The sequence below is a fragment of the Xylanibacter ruminicola genome (assembly GCF_900107775.1).
GTDB classification, from domain to species: Bacteria; Bacteroidota; Bacteroidia; order Bacteroidales; family Bacteroidaceae; genus Prevotella; species Prevotella ruminicola_C.
Genome location: NZ_FNRF01000005.1, coordinates 137,164 through 154,435, shown reverse-complemented (window position 1 = coordinate 154,435; position 17,272 = coordinate 137,164). Strand labels below are relative to the sequence as shown.

Genomic DNA, 17,272 nt, shown 5'->3' with positions numbered 1-17,272 from the left:
ACTAAATTGTCCAATGATAGATTTTCTGACCTACGATCTGAAAGTGGCAGCCATCTTGGCGGTATTCAATATGTTCTACCGTGTGTTGCTGGCCCGCGAAACGTTCCACCGTGTTAATCGTGTGGTGCTTCTGGCTACAGCTGTGGCATCGTTTGTACTGCCGCTGTGCGTTATCACCCTGCACAAAAACATCGTGGTAGAGTCGGCCCCCAGTGTGTCGTTTGGCGCCCTTGAGGCTGTGGCCGATATGTCGTCCGATGCCGGTATGTATCCGCTTTGGCAGTCTGTGGCCATTGTTCTGTTCTTCATCGGCATGGCAGCTACGCTTGGTCATACCCTCTGGTCGTTGTTCAGAATCGTAAAACTCATTAAGCATAGTCAAAAGTATCCGCAGTCTGATGGTACCGTGATCTGTGTGACCGGTAACCCCGATCTGGCGCCATTCAGTTGGATGCATTATATCGTGATGAACCGCAGCGATTACCTGGCTAACGATGCGGCAATTCTCACACATGAACGAGGGCATATCCGTTACCACCACTCGTGGGATCTGCTCTTTGTTGATACCCTCACCGCCCTCCAGTGGTTTAATCCCGCCATCTGGATGCTGCGCAGCGATCTGCGTGCCATCCATGAATACGAGGCCGATGGTGCAGTACTCTCTCAAGGGATCAATGCGCGTCAATATCAATACCTGTTAATCACAAAAGCCGCAAGCATTGGTGGGTACTCCCTTGCTAACGGTATCACCCACAGTACCCTCAAAAACCGAATTAATATGATGTTACATACTAAATCACCCCGTCAGCGCTACCTTAAACTGTTGGCACTCCTGCCTATCGTAGCTGTAGCGCTCGCTGTTAATGCCGAGACCGAGACGCATTATGTCTACACCCAGCCCCAGCAGCAAACACCCGTTAAGAAAGGTGTAAAGGCTGGTACCATTAAGATGGGTAGCCAGACGATCAAGGTTGTCAAGGCCGACGAACAGTCAAAGACCGATGCTTCAACCGCTCAGACCAGCAAGCCGCGCCCCTTCGATGTGGTAGAGTATATGCCGCAGTATCCTGGTGGCGCATCAGCTCTCTTCGAGTTCCTTTCTAAAACCGTTAAGTATCCTGCCGCAGCCGAAAAGGCTGGTACCCAGGGCCGTGTCATCGTTACCTTCGTCGTTGAGCAGGATGGCTCTATTGCCGAGCCAACGGTAGTTAAGTCGGTTAGTCCCGAACTCGATGCCGAGGCAGTGCGTGTTATCAACACCATGCCTAACTGGGAGCCTGGAACGCAGAATGGCAAGGCCGTACGTGTAAAATATACCGTGCCTATCACTTTTGCACTCCAGGGTGGTCAATCAACTTCATCGAATGTCGACAAGGGTAATCCTGAAGGAAAAAATGTGTTAGGCCCGCTGGTAATTGTAGGCTATGATAAGACCAGTGCTACTGAACTCGAAACGGCTCCGTTGGTGATTCTTGATGGTAAGACTGTGGATTACACAGCGATGAAAGCCCTCGATCCGGGCACCATCAGTCACATGGAGATCCTGAAGGATAAGACTGCCACCGATAAGTATGGCGATAAGGCCAAGAACGGTGTTATCCTGATTACTACTAAGAAATAAAATCTCTCTCTCTTTATCATGAAGATAGTGTTAACTATTGTAGCCCTCGCTCTCTTGGCGGTTTCTCCCGCCAAGGGCGAGGTTCTCGACTCGCTTACCATCTGCCTGCAGTCTGGCGACAGCTGCATGCAGCAGTATAATACTTTCGAAGCGCTGAAGTGCTATCAAAAAGCTTTTGGCCTGAGGGATACATTGATAACCCGCACCAAACTGGCCGACTGCTACTATAAGCGTGCTAATTATCGTCAGGCAGCCGAACTGCTCAAGAATATCCCCGAGGATAGTCTGTCGCACGAAGCCTTCCGTCAGTTGGCATTCAGCTATCAGAAACAAGGTGATAACGACTCCTTTGTGTATTGGGCTCAACAGTTGGTCGCTCGTTTTCCTATGGATGGTGAAGTGGTGGCTGGTTTGACGAATGGTTATACCAAAGCTAGTCAACCCGAAAAAGCCGTGATATGCGGTCTGAAATACTCGCTGAAAGACTCTACTAATGTCCTGGTCAACAGAGCATTGGCCGATGCCTGGTTTGTGAATCGTAGCTTCACTGCTGCAGCCATGATGTACGAGCATTTGTTAGAACAGGGTGATTCAACTTTTAATACCCTTTATTCGGCAGGCATGAGCTACTCGCAGTTAGATGATCTTGAGCGTGCCTACAAGTATCTGCAGCTGGCTTTCCTTGTGAGTGGCATGCAGCATGCAGGTTGTGCCTATCGCTTGGGCGTGGTGTGTGTTGATACCCAGCGCTATCCCGAAGGACTGAACTATCTGTCTTTAGCTAAGGAACTGATGCTTCCCGATACTACCATCATGAAAGCAATCACCTTGTCGGAGGGTGAGGGCTATTACCTCACTCATAAATACGAAGAGGCTGTAGCCGCTTGGAAGGAGCACCTGTTGTATAATCCCTCATCGGTAGCTACCTATTATAACATCGCTAATGCCTATGCCTATCTGTTAAAGGACGAGGAGCAGGGTAGGGCCTACTATCAGCAGTTTGTTGAGAAGGCCGCCGAGGTTGACAAACCAACCGAAAAGCTATCGGAGATGATAGAGAAAGCCAAGGAGATGCTGCGTGTCTATGACCTACGCGAGAAATTCAAAGCAAGAAAAAAATAATAACTTAAAAAACTGTTATAAACAATGAGAATATTCATGATTTCTATCCTGCTGGCTTTCAGTATGATGGCGCAGGCACAGCAGATTGGTGGCATGGTGATTGATAAGAGCCAGATGAAAATGCCAGCCAAGGAGGCTAAGAAGAAAGGTAAGAACGATACGTTGGCAGTTGCTAATGCAACCTATCGTATCACCTACCAGTCGAAGGCTGTTAACGATACCCTTACCAAACCCTATAAATATCGCGACGATGAGATGCGTCTTGATATCAGTGCCGATGGCGTGTCGAAGTTCTACAGCTATTCGGCTGCGGTTCGCATGAAGTTGATGCGTGAGAAGATAGAAAAGGGGGATTTTGACCTGAGAGACCTGCCCAAGGCTGGTATCCTGTCGATGGTGTTCTATAAGAACTATCCAGAGAAAGGTAAAACCTTGATGTTAGATGTGGCGGGTGAAGCAAAGTGTCAGATTGAGGAGAAGATGGAAACACCCGAATGGACCATACTGCCCGATTCTACGGCTGATATCATGGGTTATACCTGTCAGTTGGCTACCACCCATTTCAAAGGCCGCCAGTGGTACGCCTGGTACACCGAGGATATCCCTCTCGACGAGGGACCATGGAAACTGCGCGGTCTGCCTGGTCTCATTCTCAAGGCCTACGACAGCAGTCGTCAGTTCATCTTCGACGGACAGGGAATGGAACAGCCCGATGGCGAACCGATTACCTTCATCAAGATGAAACGTGAGAAAGTGAGTCAGAAGGACTTCCGTCGTTTGAAGGAGAGCTACGATCCGAATGATGTACTCAAGCAGATGGCGGGCACTGGGGCTAAGATTGTGATCATGAACTCCGACGGCTCGAAACTCGATAAGATTGATCGCCCCAAGTTTAATCTCATAGAGTTGCAGTGAAAAACGGTGTCATTCTGTTGATGCTGTTGCTGATGCAGGCGCTTGGTGCCTCTGCACAGGTAACGGTGCATGGCTTAGTCGAGGATTCTGCCACCCACGAGCGGTTGGTCAGTGCCAGTGTGATGTATCTGCGTAAGGGTAAGACCGTTAAGTTTGCCCGGACCAATGCTGATGGCGAGTTTGCCATCACGGTTGATCAGGTTGCCATGGGTGACCAGCTGCAGGCCACCATGCTCGGCTTTGGCAAACGCAGGCGTGGCGTGCCTATGAAAAGCGCTAACAAGCCTGTTGTACTCTCATTGCCATCCGAGGCCTTCGCCTTGAAAGAGGTAAAGGTACAGGGCAGTCGTATTACGGGGCGCGACACCATCACCTTCGACCTGACACGTTTTACCAGCGACCGCGACAACTCTCTGAAGGATGTGCTGAAAAAACTGCCAGGCGTGGATGTGGCATCGAACGGCAAGATATACTATAATAACCAACAGGTAAAGCGCTTTACCGTCGAAGGGCTCGATCTCACGGGTGGCCGCTATAACCAGCTCACGGAGAATATCCGTGCCAAGGATGTGGAGAAAGCCGAGATTGTAGAGCACGACCAGCCTATCAAGGCCTTGCGTGATAAGGTTTATACCGAAGATGTGGGTATGAACGTTACTTTGAAGGACGAGGCGCGCGACCGTTTGATGGCCACACTGATACCCTACCTGTTGGTAGGCGATCCAACGCATGTGGGAGGTACGGCCAATATCCGACAGATAGGCAAGAAGAAACAGCTGATGTACGATGTGGCCTACGACCGCAAGGGCATCGACCTCAGTGAGTCGTATCAGATCTTAGGCGGTAATTACAACCGTCTGGATGGTGGTCGCATTCCCTCGTGGTTCAGTGTGCCATCGCTCTCGGCACCACTCGACGAGGAGCGCCTGCGTTTCAATACCTCGCAGCGCTATGGCATCAACAGCGTCAGGAAAACAAAGAATGATGGCGAACTGCGCGTGGCTGCCCAGTACGACCGTAGTGTGATGCGGCAATCCACCGAGAACCGTACGGCCTACTATCTTGATGGCGAGTCACCCACCGTTACCACCGAACAGCAGCAGAAGACCATTATTACCGATAACTTCTCGGCTGAGGTAGAGCGTAAGGTAAATACCGAAAAAGCCTATGGCAACGAGATGCTTAGCATAGGTGCCCGCCAAGGCGATGGCCTGTCGCTATTCGGCACTAACGAGCCTGTGCAGCGCATCCGTGTGCCACAGCTCGCTCTCGAGGGCTCGCTGTATCGTATGTATTCGTTAAAGAGTGGGGCACAGCTCACCTGGAAATCTGTCCTCGACTACCATCATAGCGTGAGCGACCTCTATCTCGATGCTGATCGCAATCGTCTGCGCACCAACCTCTGGCACACCGCCCACCTGCTGGGCTGGCAGCGTAAGAGTGGTAAGATAACGCATACCTACAACCTGTTTGTCGAGGGTGAGGATGTTTATGTAAACCACACCGACAACCTGCACCTCACCATCGAGGCGCGCCCTCGCTGGCAGTATCGCACCGATAAAGTCACGTTCTCACTATCGCCCACGCTTACTTTCCAGCGTTACGTCCGTCAGCAGCAGTCTATGCTCTATCTGCATCCCGTGCTCTCTGCTTATTGGAACCCTGATACCCGTTCCGAAATTCATCTCGGTAGTGCCTACGTACAAACGATGGGTGGTATGCAGAACTATGCCCTCGACAGTTATCGCCGTGATTATCGCACGTGGTACAAAGCTGCCGACTTGATACCCGTCAACCGTCAGGTTTATGCCTCGTTGGGCTATCGGTATAAGCGTCCTATCCGCGAACTCTTTGCCACTGTCAATCTCACGGTGCAGCGCAGTTGGAACAACACCACCAACGATATGCAGATTATCGATGGCTGCTATTACTATACCCTGAAGGAGCTCCATAGTCAGAACGACTTTCTGAGTGGCGGTGCCAGCATACAGAAAGGCTTCTATGCCATCAAGACCAAGTTGAGCCTGGGCATCAATGGCTCGTTAAGCAAAGGTCGCCAGCTGTCGGCAGGTGAGTGGTACAGTTATACCACCCAGTCGCTTACGCTTACGCCGGGTGTTATTGTTTCGCCCGCTTGGTGCGAGTTCGACTACAGTGCCAGTTTCTCGCTCAATGGCAATAAAACGACTGGCAGTTCGCATACCACGCTGTTCAACTGGCGCCAGCAGCTGGTGCTCACTTCCACTATCGGCAAGGTTGATCTCTCGTGGAAGTTTGTGCATCACCGCAACGAGCTGCAGGCCGGCAACACCCTGAACACCCTGCTCAGCGATGCTTCGGTTACCTGGCGATTGAAGACTGTCCGACTGAAGGCCGCTCTCAATAACCTGTTCAACAAGCAAGCCTACGAGGAGACCATCTACACGGGTATCGCCACCTCAACCACCAACTACCTCCTCCGTCCCCGCGAGCTCATCCTCTCCGCCGAGTTCTCGTTGTAATTAATCTTTTTGATGTAAAATATGAAGAAGGTGTAATAGTCTAAGTTGTTGAACATCAGTAATTTAACGTGCTAATTTGATTAAAGTGTGATTTGGTGAATTTATAATATGCAACATTTTCTATTCAAAAATATTAATGTTATACATTTTCCTTTTTTCTATAATAAAAGTTATATATATCTAATTCACTAAATCACATATTATATGTAATGTATTAAATATCAGTAAGTTAGAGATAGTTTTATTTTTAATGGCGATTATGTTAGAAGCATATAGACTGTTGGGATGGCACTTATGCCTTGCTCAGACGTATCGAACGACTCGCTCGGATTATCTCTATACCCTTATAGGGATTATCCGAACAACTGATAGAGATTATCTGGACAGTTCACGCAGATTATCTGAACAACTCATACCTTACCTCGGCTTCCAAAAGTCAGAAATGTTGTGTTTTTGGAGGTGTAAAATATAAAAATACTTAAAAGTTACTACTAAGTGCTAACAAAGTTTGCGTATATTATATATTATTTGTACCTTTGCACCCGCAAAAGTGAGTATTGCGCTGGCCGTGGAGCTAACAATGCCCTGATAAATAGCGACTTAGCCTTCGAAAACGAAGTAGTTGAAGTTCCTTTTTAAGTGGGTGTTTTGTGTGCACGGAAGTTGCGAGAGCCACTTAAAAAGGAACATTTATTATATATTTTATAAACATTATTAATTTTAAACTGAAATGCCAGGATTAATTGGAAGAAAAATCGGAATGACATCCGTTTTCAGTGCCGACGGTAAGAATGTACCGTGCACTGTTATCGAAGCTGGTCCTTGTGTTGTAACTCAGGTTAAGTCTGTAGAGAAGGATGGCTATGAGGCTGTTCAGCTCGCCTTCGGTGAGAAGAAGGAGAAGAATACCACAAAAGCAATGATGGGTATCTTCAAGAAGGCTAACACTACACCAAAGGCCCACTTGGCCGAGTTCAAGTTTGATACCGAGTTGAATCTCGGTGACACCGTTACAGTCGACATCTTCGAGGGTGCCGAGTTTGTTGACGTTGTAGGAACTTCAAAAGGTAAAGGTTTTCAGGGCGTTGTGAAGCGTCATGGTTTTGGTGGCGTAGGCCAGGCTACTCACGGTCAGGACGACCGTCTGCGTAAGCCAGGTTCTATCGGTGCCTGTTCTTATCCCGCCAAGGTATTCAAGGGAATGCGCATGGGCGGCCAGATGGGAGGCGATCGAGTTACTACTCAGAACCTCAAAGTGTTAAAGGTAATTCCAGAGCACAATCTTATCCTTGTTAAGGGTAGCTGCGCTGGTTATAATGGTTCAACTGTTTTAATTAACAAGTAAGATGGAAGTTAGCGTATTGAATATCAAAGGTCAGGAGACCGGACGTAAGGTAACTCTGAACGAGGCTATCTTCGGTATTGAACCTAATGACCACGTTCTCTACCTGGACGTTAAGCAGTATCTCGCTAACCAGCGTCAGGGTACAGCTAAGTCAAAGGAGAGAAGCGAGATTTCTGGTTCTACTCGTAAGCTTGGACGTCAGAAGGGTGGCGGCGGTGCCCGTCACGGAGATATCAACTCACCTCTGCTGCGTGGTGGTGGTCGTGTGTTTGGTCCTACACCTCGTGACTACAGCTTCAAGCTGAATAAGAAGGTTAAGGCTCTTGCTCGTAAGTCAGCTCTGTCATACAAGGCTCAGGAGAATGCAATCGTAGTTGTTGAGGACTTCACCATGGAGGCTCCTAAGACTAAGGAGTTCATCAACATTGCAAAGAACCTGAAGGTTGACGGCAAGAAGACTCTCTTCGTAATGTCAGGTACTAATAACAATGTATATCTGTCGGCTCGCAATCTGCAGGGCACAGAGGTAATGGAGGCTTCACTGGTTAACACCTACAAGGTGCTGAACGCTGATGTACTCGTTATCACTGAGAAGTCGCTGGAGACAATCGACGGTATCTTAAACAAGTAAAAGGAGGACTAAGGATATGGCATTTATCATTAAACCCCTGGTCACTGAGAAGATGACCAAGATTACAGACAAGTCTTCTGTAGAGAAAACTTATAAGGTAAAGGGCGAGGAGCGTACCAAGAAGGCTGAGGCCAAGTATGGTTTCATCGTTCGTCCTGAGGCTAATAAGCTTGAGATTAAGAATGAGGTTGAGGCTCTGTACAATGTTACAGTAATCGACGTGAACACTGTTCGTTACGCCGGCAAGCGTAGCTCACGCTACACTAAGGCTGGTCTGATCAAGGGTCAGAAGAACGCGTTCAAGAAGGCAATCGTTACTCTTAAGGAGGGCGATGTAATTGATTTTTATAGCAATATTCAGTAATAAAAATGGCAGTACGTAAATTAAAGCCCGTAACTCCGGGTCAAAGACACAAGATTATTGGCACGTTCGAGGATATTACTGCATCCGTGCCAGAGAAGTCTCTCGTTTACGGTAAGCGTTCAACCGGTGGTCGAAACAACACCGGTAAGATGACTGTTCGCTACATGGGCGGTGGTCACAAGAAGAAGTATCGTCTGATCGACTTCAAGCGAGAGAAAGATGGTGTTCCAGCTGTAGTAAAGACAATCGAGTACGATCCTAACCGTTCAGCTCGCATTGCACTTCTTTTCTACGCTGATGGTGAAAAACGTTATATCATTGCTCCTAATGGACTGCAGGTTGGTGCAACTCTGATGTCGGGTGCTGATGCAGTACCCGAGGTTGGTAACGCCCTTCCTTTGGCAAACATCCCTGTAGGTACAGTCATCCACAACATTGAGATGCGTCCTGGTCAGGGGGCCAAGCTGGTTCGTTCGGCTGGTAATTTCGCTCAGTTGACTTCTCGTGAGGGTAGCTATTGTGTAATCAAGCTTCCTTCAGGCGAGACTCGTCAGATTCTCTCAGCTTGTAAAGCAACTGTAGGTAGTGTAGGTAACTCAGATCACGCTCTGGAGGCATCAGGTAAGGCTGGTCGCTCTCGCTGGTTGGGTCAGCGTCCTCACAACCGTGGTGTAGTTATGAACCCACATGATCACCCAATGGGTGGTGGTGAAGGACGTCAGTCTGGAGGTCACCCACGTTCACGTAAGGGCTTGTACGCTAAGGGTCTTAAGACTCGTGCACCTAAGAAGCTTTCAAACAAGTACATTATTGAAAGAGCTAACAAGAAGTAAACAAGTTAATTAGAGTAAATTATGAGTCGTTCATTAAAGAAGGGTCCATACATCAACGTATCACTCGAGAAGAAGATTCTCGCTATGAATGAGAGTGGTAAGAAGAATGTCGTTAAGACATGGGCCAGAGCATCAATGATCTCACCCGATTTCGTGGGACACACTGTTGCAGTTCATAACGGTAACAAATTTATCCCTGTTTACGTTACAGAAAACATGGTTGGTCACAAGCTCGGAGAGTTTGCACCTACACGTCGTTTCGGTGGTCACGCCGGTAACAAGAAGTAATCCCAGGGAGAATTAAGAATTAAAAAATTAAAGAATTAAAATGGGAGCAAGAAAACATATTAAGGCTGAAGAAAGAAAAGCAGCACTTAAGACACAGTATTTTGCCAAGCTCAACGGCTGCCCCTCTTCACCCCGCAAGATGCGCTATGTTGTGGACATGATCCGCGGCATGGAGGTAAATCGCGCTCTGGGTGTACTCCGTTTCTCGAAGAAGGCAGCTGCAGCTAATGTAGAGAAACTCCTCCGTTCGGCCATCGCTAACTGGGAAGCCAAGAACGATCGCAAGGCTGAGGATGGTGAGCTGTTCATCACTCGCGTATTCGTTGACGAGGGTGTTACAATGAAGAGAATGAGACCTGCACCACAGGGTCGCGGCTATCGTATCCGCAAGCGTTCTAATCACGTGACTCTGTTTGTTGATGCTAAAACTAATGATGTAAAAGAATAAGTATGGGACAGAAAGTTAATCCAATTAGCAACCGTCTTGGAATCGTAAGAGGTTGGGATTCAAATTGGTTCGGAGGCAAGGACTTCGGAGATAACCTGGTAGAGGATCAGAAAATCCGTAAGTACCTGAACGAGCGTCTGGCTAAGGCCAGCGTATCGAAGATTGTCATCGAGCGCACATTGAAGCTGGTTACCATTACTATTTGCACAGCCCGTCCAGGTCTCGTCATTGGTAAAGGTGGACAAGATGTCGACAAACTGAAGGAAGAACTGAAGAAGCTCTATGATAAGGAGATTCAGATTAATATCTTCGAGGTAAAGCGTCCTGAGCTCGATGCCACGATTGTTGCCAACAACATCGCTCGCCAGGTAGAGGGTAAGATCGCTTATCGCCGTGCCATCAAGATGGCTATCCAGAACACAATGCGTGCTGGTGCCGAGGGTATTAAGGTTCAGATTTCAGGTCGTCTTAATGGAGCTGAAATCGCACGTAGCGAGATGCTGAAGGAGGGTCGTACTCCTCTGCACACTTATCGTGCTGACATTGACTACTGCCACGCTGAGGCTCTGACCAAGGTTGGTATTCTGGGTATCAAGGTATGGATTTGCCGTGGTGAGATCTACGGAAACGTTGACCTCGCACCTAACTTCACTCAGGAGAAATCAAATGGTCGCTCTAACGGCGGTAATGGTCGTGACAGAAAGTTCCGTAATAAGAAGAAGTAATAACGATTTAAAGTAGAAACTTATTATGTTACAGCCCAAAAGAGTAAGATATAGAAGACCTCAGGATGGACGCGGCAACAAAGGCAACGCCCACAGAGGAACAACACTGGCTTTCGGATCTTTCGGTATCAAGACATTGGATGCCAAGTGGATCGACAGCCGCCAGATTGAGGCAGCCCGTGTTGCTATCAATCGTTATATGAACCGTGAAGGTCAGGTATGGATTCGCATCTTCCCTGATAAGCCAATCACTCGCAAGCCTGCTGACGTGCGAATGGGTAAAGGTAAGGGAGATCCCGCAGGATGGGTTGCACCTGTTACACCAGGCCGTATTCTCTTTGAAGTAGAGGGTGTACCTTTCGACATCGCTAAGGAGGCTCTTCGCCTCGGTGCTCAGAAGCTGCCCGTAAAGACTAAGTTTGTTGTAAGACGTGATTTCGATAAAAACGCTTAATTGAGTATGAAGATTAAAGAAGTAAGAGAGCTCGAGACCAAGGATCTGGCAGAGCGCATTGAGGCTGAGGTTGCAAAGTACAACCAGATGAAGTTGAACCACGCAATCACTCCACTTGAGAATCCATCTCAGATTAAGGCCGCTCGTCGCGATATCGCACGAATGAAATCAGAACTTCATCAGAGAGAACTTAATAAATAACAATGGTCCAGATGGAAACAAGAAATTTAAGAAAGACAAGACAGGGTGTCGTTATCAGCAACAAGATGGATAAAACCATTGTTATTGCAGCCAAGTTCAAGGAGAAGCACCCTATGTATGGTAAGTTTGTCCAGAAGACAAAGAAGTATCACGCACACGATGAGAATAACGAGTGCAATGTAGGTGATACAGTGCTCATTATGGAAACCCGTCCTCTGTCAAAGACAAAGAGATGGAGATTAGTTAACATCGTAGAAAAAGCTAAGTAATTATGATACAGACAGAATCAAGACTTACAGTAGCTGACAACAGCGGTGCACGCGAGGCTCTCTGCATCCGTGTATTGGGCGGTACCAAGCGCCGTTATGCCAGCGTAGGTGATATCATCGTTGTGTCTATCAAGAACGCGATCCCTACAAGTGATGTAAAGAAGGGTGCAGTATCAAAGGCTTTGGTTGTTCGCACTAAGAAGGAAATCCGTCGTGCTGATGGTTCTTACATCCGTTTCGACGACAATGCCTGCGTACTGCTGAACAATGCAGGTGAGCTCCGCGGTAGCCGTATCTTCGGCCCCGTTGCCCGTGAGCTCCGTGCCGTGAATATGAAGGTCGTTTCTTTGGCACCTGAGGTACTGTAAAAAGGTAAACAAGTAAAAAAGTAAAGAAGAAATGGCAAAGTTCAATATTAAGAAAAACGATACAGTCATCGTTCTGGCCGGTGAGGACAAGGGCAAGACTGGTAAGGTACTGAAGGTTCTGACCGACAAGCAGCGTGCTCTCGTAGAGGGTATCAACATGGTGAACAAGAGTGCCAAGCCAAGCGCCAAGAATCCTCAGGGAGGCTTTGTGAAGATGGAGGCTCCTATTCACATTTCGAATATTAGTTTGATTGATCCGAAGAGTGGCAAGGCTACCCGTGTTGCTATCAAGCGCGAGGGTAAGAATGTCGTTCGTATCGCTAAAAAGTCAGGAGAGGAGATTAAGTAATGGCAAATACAGCACAGTTAAAGAAAGAGTACAAGGAGAAGATTGCTCCTGCTCTTCAGAAGCAGTTCAACTACACTTCTGCAATGCAGATTCCTGTCCTGAAGAAGATCGTAGTAAACCAGGGTCTTGGTGATGCTACTCAGGATAAGAAGATCATCGAGGTTGCTATCAACGAGATTACCGCTATCTGTGGTCAGAAGGCAGTTGCTACATATTCTAAGAAGGATATCGCAAACTTCAAGCTTCGTAAGAAGATGCCTATCGGTGTGATGGTAACTCTTCGTCGTGAGCGCATGTACGAGTTCCTCGAGAAGCTCGTTCGCATCGCTCTCCCTCGTATCCGCGACTTCAAGGGTATCGAGAGCAAGTTCGACGGCCGTGGTAACTACACACTGGGTATCCAGGAGCAGATTATCTTCCCAGAGATCAATATCGATTCAGTTGACCGCATTCAGGGTATGAACATCACCTTCGTTACATCGGCTCAGACCGACGAGGAAGGTTTCGCACTGCTGAAGGCTTTCGGTCTTCCATTCAAGAACGCTAAAAACGATTAAGAGATATGGCAAAAGAATCAATGAAAGCCCGCGAGGTAAAGCGCGCTAAGCTCGTTGCTCGCTACGCTGAGAAACGTGCAACTCTGAAGAAGGTGATCGCTACTACTGAGGATCCCGCAGAGGCTTATGAGGCAGCTCGCAAGTTGCAGAGCATCCCTAAGAACGCTAACCCTATCCGTCTGCACAACCGTTGCAAGATCACAGGTCGTCCAAAGGGATATATGCGTCAGTTCGGTCTTTCTCGTATCCAGTTCCGTGAGATGGCATCAAACGGTCTGATTCCTGGAGTAAAGAAGGCCAGCTGGTAATCTACCTGATTTAAGCAAAAAAGAGATTTATTAATTTAATATTGTCGGGGTAGTCCCGATTAATTAAAACATTTATTTTATGACAGATCCAATAGCAGATTATCTGACAAGACTCAGAAACGCCATCATGGCACATCACCGTGTCGTTGAGGTTCCTGCGTCAAACTTGAAGAAAGAGATCACTAAGATCCTCTTCGAGAAGGGTTACATCCTGAACTACAAGTTCATCGAGGATGGTCCTCAGGGTACCATCAAGGTTGCTTTGAAGTACAACCCAGCTACTCGTGAGAACGCTATCAAGTGCTTGAAGCGAGTTTCAACCCCAGGTCTTCGCCAGTACACTGGCTACAAAGACATGCCGAGAGTAATTAACGGACTTGGAATTGCCATCCTTTCCACGTCTAAAGGTGTAATGACAGACAAAGAGGCCGCAGCCCTGAAGATCGGTGGTGAGGTTCTTTGCTATGTATATTAATTGGAGGATAGAATATGTCAAGAATAGGAAAATTGCCAATTAGTATCCCTGCAGGCGTTACTGTTGCTCAGGACAAGGACGGTGTTGTAACCGTTAAGGGTCCAAAGGGAGAGCTGACACAGAAGGTTGACCCCTCTATCAAGATGACTATCGAGGACGGTCAGATTAAGTTTGAGATCGACGAGAACAGCCCTGTTAACATCAAGCAGAAGCAGGCTTTCCACGGTCTGTATCGTGCGCTTGTTAACAACATGGTAGTAGGCGTAAGCGAAGGTTATAAGAAGGAGATGGAGCTCGTAGGTGTAGGTTACCGTGTTTCTAACCAGGGTAACATCATCGAGTTCGCTCTGGGTTATACTCACCCCATCTTCATCCAGCTTCCTCAGGAGGTTAAGGTTGAGACCAAGTCTGAGCGTAACCAGAATCCTCAGATTATCCTCGAGTCATGCGACAAGGCACTGCTCGGTCTGATTTGTGCTAAGATTCGTTCTTTCCGTATGCCTGAGCCTTACAAAGGAAAGGGTATTTTGTTCAAGGGTGAGGTTATCCGTCGTAAGTCGGGTAAGTCAGCTTCAGCTAAGTAATCTTGAAAATTAACATCATTAAAAATTGAAGATTATGACAACAAAGAAAGTAGAAAGACGAATTAAGATCAAATATAGAATTCGTAAGAACGTATTCGGCACAGCCGAGCGTCCTCGTCTGAGCGTTTTCCGCAGCAACAAGCAGATCTATGCTCAGGTGATCAATGATTTGGAAGGTAAAACACTTGCTTCTGCATCTTCACTGGGTCTCGAGGCTATGCCTAAGATCGAGCAGGCTGAGAAGGTAGGTGAGCTGGTAGCCAAGAAGGCTCAGGAGGCTGGCGTTAGCGCCGTTGTCTTCGACCGTAACGGTTATCTGTATCACGGCCGCGTAAAGTCGCTTGCAGACGCAGCTCGTAAAGGTGGACTTAAATTCTAAACGATTATGGCAATGAACAAAGTTAAAGTAAATAGTGACGTAGAGTTGAAAGACAGACTGGTTGCCATCAACCGTGTTACCAAGGTAACAAAGGGAGGTCGCACCTTTACATTCGCAGCCATTGTAGTTGTCGGCGACGGCAACGGCATCATCGGCTGGGGTCTTGGTAAGGCTGGTGAGGTTACAGCAGCTATCGCCAAGGGTGTTGAGGCAGCTAAGAAGAATCTTGTTAAAGTTCCCGTACTCAAGGGTACCATCCCTCATGAGATGGAGGCTCGCTTCGGCGGTGCTCAGGTATTCCTGAAGCCAGCTGCTGCTGGTACCGGTCTTGTTGCCGGTGGTGCTATGCGTGCCGTACTGGAGAGTGTTGGTATCAAGGATGTGCTCGCTAAGTCAAAGGGCTCATCTAACCCTCACAACCTGGTTAAGGCAACTATCGTAGCTCTGAGTCAGATGCGTGATGCCTATACTGTAGCAGGTACTCGTGGAATCAGTATGGATAAAGTATTTAGAGGTTAAAGGAGAAAATAACTATGGCAACAATTAAGGTAAAGCAGATTAAGAGTAAGATCGGTTATCCAGTTGATCAGAAGCGCACTCTCGAGGCTCTCGGCCTGCGCAAGATCTCTCAGGTTGTTGAGGTAGAGGATACTCCTTCAATCCGTGGCATGATCCGTAAGGTACACCACCTGGTAACAGTCGTTGAGTAATTAACATTTTAAAAGTAGATTCGATTATGAAACTGAATAATTTAAAGCCGGCTGAGGGTTCTACCCACTCAAGTCGTCGTATCGGTCGCGGACCTGGTTCAGGTCTGGGTGGTACTTCTACTCGTGGTCACAAGGGTGCCAAGGCTCGTTCTGGTTATAAGAGAAAGATTGGATTCGAAGGTGGTCAGATGCCACTCCAGCGTCGCGTTCCGAAGTCTGGTTTCAAGAACATCAACCACAAAGAGTACTTTGCAGTTAACCTCTCTACACTGCAGAAGCTTGCTGAGGAGAAGAACCTCACCAAGATCGGCATTGAGGAGTTGATCGCTGCTGGTCTTACCAATGGCAAGGAGCTGGTAAAGGTTCTTGGCAACGGTGAGCTCAAGGCTAAGGTTGACGTAGAAGCTAACGCTTTCTCAAAGACTGCTGAAGAGGCAATCAAGGCAGTAGGTGGTAACGCAACAAAAATCTAACATTAAAAATGAAGAAGTTAATAGAGACACTGAAGAACATCTGGAAGATTGAGGACTTGCGCCAGCGCATCCTCATCACTCTCCTGTTCGTAGCAATTTATCGTTTTGGTTCGTTCGTTGTACTTCCTGGTATCAACCCAGCCATGTTAAGCCAATTGCAGTCACAGACTGCCGGTGGTTTGATGTCATTGCTCGACATGTTCTCCGGTGGTGCATTCTCCAACGCATCTATCTTTGCGCTTGGAATCATGCCTTACATCTCTGCTTCTATCGTAATGCAGCTTCTTGCTGTCGCTGTTCCCTACGTGCAGAAAATGCAGCGCGAAGGTGAAAGCGGCCGCAAGAAGATCAGCATGTACACCCGTTGGCTCACCGTAGCCATCCTGATGTTCCAGGCACCGGGTTACCTGATGAACCTGAAGATGACTTCGGGAGCTGCTCTGGCAACAGGCATCTCATGGTCATACTTCATGGTTCCTGCTGTTATCATTCTGGCTGCAGGTAGCATGTTTATCCTGTGGTTGGGTGAGCGCATTACGGATAAGGGTATAGGTAATGGTATCTCGCTCATTATCATGATCGGTATTATCGCTCGTCTGCCTCAGGCTTTCATCCAGGAGGTTAGCTCGCGATTCACTGCCATCACTGGTGGTGGACTGGTTATGTTCTTGGTCGAGATCATCATTCTCTATGCAGTTGTTTGCGCATCAATTGTTCTGGTGCAGGGTGTTCGCAAAGTGCCCGTTCAGTACGCTAAGCGCCTCGTAGGTAACAAGCAGGTAGGTGGAGCACGTCAGTATATCCCCCTGAAGCTGTTCGCTGCCAATGTAATGCCTATCATCTTTGCTCAGGCTCTGATGTTCATTCCATTGACTATCGTACAGTATTCAGCTCCTGAGAATGCAAGTTGGTTCGTTCGCACGATGCTCGATCATCACAGCTGGACCTACAACATCATTTTCGCTATACTGATTATCGCTTTCACATACTTCTACACAGCCATCACTCTGAATCCTACTCAGATGGCTGAGGACATGAAGCGTAACAATGGTTTCATCCCCGGTGTTAAGCCCGGTAAGGAGACCGCTGAGTACATCGACACAGTAATGAGTCGCATTACTCTCCCCGGTTCATTGTTCATCGCATTCATCGCTATCATGCCTGCATTGGCAAGCTTGCTGAATGTTCAGGATGCGTTCTCTCAGTTCTTCGGTGGAACATCGTTGCTGATTCTGGTGGGCGTTGTGCTCGACACACTCGCTCAGATCGAGAGTCACCTGCTGATGCGTCATTACGACGGTCTGCTCAGTTCTGGTCGTATTCACGGACGTGGAATGGCCGCATACTAATCT

Annotated in this window: 25 protein-coding genes; all 25 read left to right on the top strand. The window is 47.8% G+C overall.

Going from position 1 to position 17,272, the window contains the following annotated elements:
- The first annotated feature begins 13 nt into the window (after positions 1–13).
- The 25 genes from BLU97_RS12890 to secY all read left to right on the top strand — a co-directional run bounded on the left by BLU97_RS12890 (position 14) and on the right by secY (position 17,269).
- Complete coding sequence (locus tag BLU97_RS12890) at positions 14–1,621, top strand: TonB family protein (protein ID WP_074761923.1); 1,608 nt, start codon at positions 14–16, stop codon at positions 1,619–1,621.
- A gap of 18 nt (positions 1,622–1,639) precedes the next feature.
- Complete coding sequence (locus BLU97_RS12885; protein ID WP_074761922.1) at positions 1,640–2,743, top strand: tetratricopeptide repeat protein; 1,104 nt, start codon at positions 1,640–1,642, stop codon at positions 2,741–2,743.
- Between the two features lie 24 nt (positions 2,744–2,767).
- The gene (locus BLU97_RS12880; protein ID WP_074761921.1) at positions 2,768–3,658 is read left to right on the top strand and encodes a GLPGLI family protein; all 891 of its coding nucleotides are present in this window, start codon (positions 2,768–2,770) and stop codon (positions 3,656–3,658) included.
- Complete coding sequence (locus tag BLU97_RS12875) at positions 3,655–6,159, top strand: TonB-dependent receptor (RefSeq protein ID WP_139209028.1); 2,505 nt, start codon at positions 3,655–3,657, stop codon at positions 6,157–6,159. The genes BLU97_RS12880 and BLU97_RS12875 overlap by 4 nt, the downstream gene beginning before the upstream one ends.
- 730 nt (positions 6,160–6,889) lie before the next feature.
- Positions 6,890–7,504, top strand: coding sequence for a 50S ribosomal protein L3 (rplC, locus tag BLU97_RS12870; RefSeq protein WP_013064246.1), 615 nt, complete (start codon positions 6,890–6,892; stop codon positions 7,502–7,504).
- A gap of 1 nt (position 7,505) precedes the next feature.
- Positions 7,506–8,135 (top strand): 50S ribosomal protein L4, encoded by a 630-nt coding sequence (gene rplD / locus BLU97_RS12865; protein WP_033149488.1) that lies wholly within the window; start codon positions 7,506–7,508, stop codon positions 8,133–8,135.
- A 16-nt stretch (positions 8,136–8,151) separates the two neighbouring features.
- Positions 8,152–8,499 carry a 50S ribosomal protein L23 gene (gene rplW / locus BLU97_RS12860; protein WP_013065472.1) on the top strand — a complete coding sequence of 116 codons (348 nt, stop codon included), beginning with the start codon at positions 8,152–8,154 and terminating at the stop codon, positions 8,497–8,499.
- Between the two features lie 5 nt (positions 8,500–8,504).
- Entirely contained in the window at positions 8,505–9,332 is an 828-nt protein-coding gene (gene rplB, locus BLU97_RS12855) for a 50S ribosomal protein L2 (RefSeq protein WP_013064908.1), read from the top strand.
- Between the two features lie 21 nt (positions 9,333–9,353).
- A complete protein-coding gene (gene rpsS, locus BLU97_RS12850; RefSeq protein WP_013065476.1) occupies positions 9,354–9,620 on the top strand; it encodes a 30S ribosomal protein S19 in 267 nt (88 codons plus the stop codon).
- A 40-nt stretch (positions 9,621–9,660) separates the two neighbouring features.
- Positions 9,661–10,068, top strand: a complete 408-nt coding sequence (rplV, locus tag BLU97_RS12845) for a 50S ribosomal protein L22 (RefSeq protein ID WP_013064877.1) — start codon at positions 9,661–9,663, stop codon at positions 10,066–10,068.
- A gap of 2 nt (positions 10,069–10,070) precedes the next feature.
- Positions 10,071–10,793: a 30S ribosomal protein S3 gene (rpsC, locus tag BLU97_RS12840; RefSeq protein ID WP_013064542.1), complete on the top strand. Its 723-nt coding sequence runs from the start codon at positions 10,071–10,073 to the stop codon at positions 10,791–10,793.
- Positions 10,794–10,818: 25 nt separating this feature from the next.
- Positions 10,819–11,247: a 50S ribosomal protein L16 gene (gene rplP / locus BLU97_RS12835; RefSeq protein ID WP_013065278.1), complete on the top strand. Its 429-nt coding sequence runs from the start codon at positions 10,819–10,821 to the stop codon at positions 11,245–11,247.
- 6 nt (positions 11,248–11,253) lie between these two features.
- Complete coding sequence (rpmC, locus tag BLU97_RS12830; RefSeq protein WP_013065209.1) at positions 11,254–11,448, top strand: 50S ribosomal protein L29; 195 nt, start codon at positions 11,254–11,256, stop codon at positions 11,446–11,448.
- A gap of 2 nt (positions 11,449–11,450) precedes the next feature.
- On the top strand, positions 11,451–11,717 hold the full coding sequence (gene rpsQ / locus BLU97_RS12825; RefSeq protein WP_013063072.1) for a 30S ribosomal protein S17: 267 nt from the start codon (positions 11,451–11,453) through the stop codon (positions 11,715–11,717).
- Between the two features lie 2 nt (positions 11,718–11,719).
- Complete coding sequence (gene rplN, locus BLU97_RS12820) at positions 11,720–12,085, top strand: 50S ribosomal protein L14 (protein WP_013065032.1); 366 nt, start codon at positions 11,720–11,722, stop codon at positions 12,083–12,085.
- Positions 12,086–12,116: 31 nt separating this feature from the next.
- A complete protein-coding gene (rplX, locus tag BLU97_RS12815; RefSeq protein ID WP_013065652.1) occupies positions 12,117–12,434 on the top strand; it encodes a 50S ribosomal protein L24 in 318 nt (105 codons plus the stop codon).
- Positions 12,434–12,991 (top strand): 50S ribosomal protein L5, encoded by a 558-nt coding sequence (gene rplE, locus BLU97_RS12810; RefSeq protein ID WP_013065667.1) that lies wholly within the window; start codon positions 12,434–12,436, stop codon positions 12,989–12,991. Before rplX ends, rplE begins: the two co-directional genes overlap by 1 nt.
- Before the next feature lie 5 nt (positions 12,992–12,996).
- Positions 12,997–13,299, top strand: coding sequence for a 30S ribosomal protein S14 (gene rpsN, locus BLU97_RS12805; protein ID WP_013063532.1), 303 nt, complete (start codon positions 12,997–12,999; stop codon positions 13,297–13,299).
- Positions 13,300–13,378: 79 nt separating this feature from the next.
- Positions 13,379–13,774, top strand: a complete 396-nt coding sequence (gene rpsH, locus BLU97_RS12800) for a 30S ribosomal protein S8 (RefSeq protein WP_013064141.1) — start codon at positions 13,379–13,381, stop codon at positions 13,772–13,774.
- 14 nt (positions 13,775–13,788) lie between these two features.
- On the top strand, positions 13,789–14,358 hold the full coding sequence (gene rplF, locus BLU97_RS12795) for a 50S ribosomal protein L6 (RefSeq protein ID WP_028902368.1): 570 nt from the start codon (positions 13,789–13,791) through the stop codon (positions 14,356–14,358).
- 34 nt (positions 14,359–14,392) lie between these two features.
- Positions 14,393–14,737: a 50S ribosomal protein L18 gene (gene rplR / locus BLU97_RS12790; protein WP_033149489.1), complete on the top strand. Its 345-nt coding sequence runs from the start codon at positions 14,393–14,395 to the stop codon at positions 14,735–14,737.
- Positions 14,738–14,743: 6 nt separating this feature from the next.
- Positions 14,744–15,256 carry a 30S ribosomal protein S5 gene (rpsE, locus tag BLU97_RS12785; RefSeq protein ID WP_028902366.1) on the top strand — a complete coding sequence of 171 codons (513 nt, stop codon included), beginning with the start codon at positions 14,744–14,746 and terminating at the stop codon, positions 15,254–15,256.
- A gap of 14 nt (positions 15,257–15,270) precedes the next feature.
- Positions 15,271–15,447, top strand: a complete 177-nt coding sequence (gene rpmD / locus BLU97_RS12780) for a 50S ribosomal protein L30 (RefSeq protein WP_013063208.1) — start codon at positions 15,271–15,273, stop codon at positions 15,445–15,447.
- A 26-nt stretch (positions 15,448–15,473) separates the two neighbouring features.
- Positions 15,474–15,920: a 50S ribosomal protein L15 gene (rplO, locus tag BLU97_RS12775; RefSeq protein WP_074761920.1), complete on the top strand. Its 447-nt coding sequence runs from the start codon at positions 15,474–15,476 to the stop codon at positions 15,918–15,920.
- A gap of 8 nt (positions 15,921–15,928) precedes the next feature.
- Positions 15,929–17,269 carry a preprotein translocase subunit SecY gene (secY, locus tag BLU97_RS12770; protein WP_013063504.1) on the top strand — a complete coding sequence of 447 codons (1,341 nt, stop codon included), beginning with the start codon at positions 15,929–15,931 and terminating at the stop codon, positions 17,267–17,269.
- Positions 17,270–17,272: the final 3 nt, after the last annotated feature.